Origin of the sequence: Merdimonas faecis (assembly GCF_001754075.1) — a bacterium.
GTDB lineage: Bacteria > Bacillota > Clostridia > Lachnospirales > Lachnospiraceae > Merdimonas > Merdimonas faecis.
The window spans coordinates 1-1,377 of record NZ_MIEH01000038.1 but is presented as its reverse complement, the minus strand read 5'-3'; the positions used below and the strand labels follow the sequence as shown (position 1 = coordinate 1,377).

The 1,377-nt window shown below is 46.4% G+C and carries 2 protein-coding genes; both read right to left on the bottom strand.

All coding sequences use genetic code 11. The annotated features are described in order from the left end of the window. Nucleotides 1-71: 71 nt before the first annotated feature. Nucleotides 72-875, bottom strand: coding sequence for an ATP-binding protein (locus BKD12_RS15685; RefSeq protein WP_070090295.1), 804 nt, complete (start codon nucleotides 873-875; stop codon nucleotides 72-74). After that, a partial coding sequence (locus BKD12_RS17045; protein WP_330385638.1) for a hypothetical protein occupies nucleotides 868-1,377 on the bottom strand: 510 nt, incomplete at its 5' end. The genes BKD12_RS15685 and BKD12_RS17045, both read right to left, overlap by 8 nt.

Here is a 1,377-nt window from a genome sequence, read left to right as displayed (position 1 = left end):
TCAGAGTCGGATTAAAAACGCCAATCTCAGTCAATTTAAAAACGCCAATGCATCATGTATGTTGTTAACAGTTACGCATTTTTAAATTCTGTATGTTTTGCGATACCGGCCTCAAGACCAAGTGTTTCCAGCTTGCGTCCCCGGTAACTGTCACCTTTGATCATAAATACAGTGGCATCATCAAAAACCCGGTCTAAAGAACAAAGCAGTGTATCATCTTCGCTGAAATATTCGCCCCATTGGTTTGGCGTCTTGTTGCTGGTAAAAATCATGGTGCTGGGACCATCTTTATTATAGCGGCGGTCAATCACATCAAAGAACATACGGGTGTTCTCTTTATCGAACACACACCTGCCGATCTCATCAATGATCAGGCAGGAAGGCTTTACCAGCCCGTTGATGACAGCCCCCTCCCGGCCGTGTTTCCTTGCATCCGTCAGCTTTTGGTTGAGTTCGCTTGCCCTTAAGAAATAAGTCTTATATCCTTTCAGGCAGCATTCCCGTCCAAAAGCCATGGCCAGATGAGTTTTGCCTACACCCTGCGGCCCAATAAATGCCAGATTTTTTCTTGCATACAGAGCGGACAGAGAAGAGAGGTTCTTCAGTGACTGCACATGCTTTCCATGGAGCCGGCTGAAATCAAATCTTTCAAAGGTTTTCGGCTCATTCATAGGAAGCTTGCTCAGTTTTAGCATTGTGTGGACCATGGAGTCGTATTTTTTCTGCTCCAGGTATTCAAAAACTCCGCAGACTGCCTCCAGAGCTTCCGGCGTAAGTTCTTTTTCATCGGCATAGCTGGCCAGTTCTGCTGTATAAAGATCGATCTTCAGTGCCTTTGCACTGGACTGGATTCTTTCAAGTATTGATTCATTCATCCCACAGGCCCTCCTCAAAGTTGAATTTTTCAAATCCGGAGTGCTGTTTGGGTGGCTCTATCTGAAAGATCCGGGTTTTGACCGGCATCGATGGGACTTCTTCCGGCTGTTCTGTCACATACTGATCCCGGCAGAAACTGTCTCTTCTCATCCAGGTAACATCATGGGTGGTCAGGACTTTGCTGAGATCGGATGCGTAGATATAGAGGGTAAAGGAATCTCTCCGGATTCTGCAGGTCTTCTGGGTGTACCAGTATGGGACGCCGAAGCGCCGCCCTTCATAATGGACAAATCCATCGAAAGAAATTTTTCTTTCCGGACAGAGATAGAAAGCAAGTGCCTGTGTTTTTGTTAATACGGAAGCAACAGCCATGCAGTCTTCCTGATGCTTTTCACAGGGGATACAGTCCACTGCTTTATGGTATATGCTGTTCTGGCGGTTGCACCATCCGATGGCTTCCAGATTTAATTCTGTGATCGTGCCAAAAACTCTGCCGGCAAG

What these genes read in the sequence shown, in the direction of transcription:
- BKD12_RS15685 (WP_070090295.1), bottom strand. Translation starts at nt 875, where the DNA reads ATGAATGAATCAATACTTGAAAGAATCCAGTCCAGTGCAAAGGCACTG.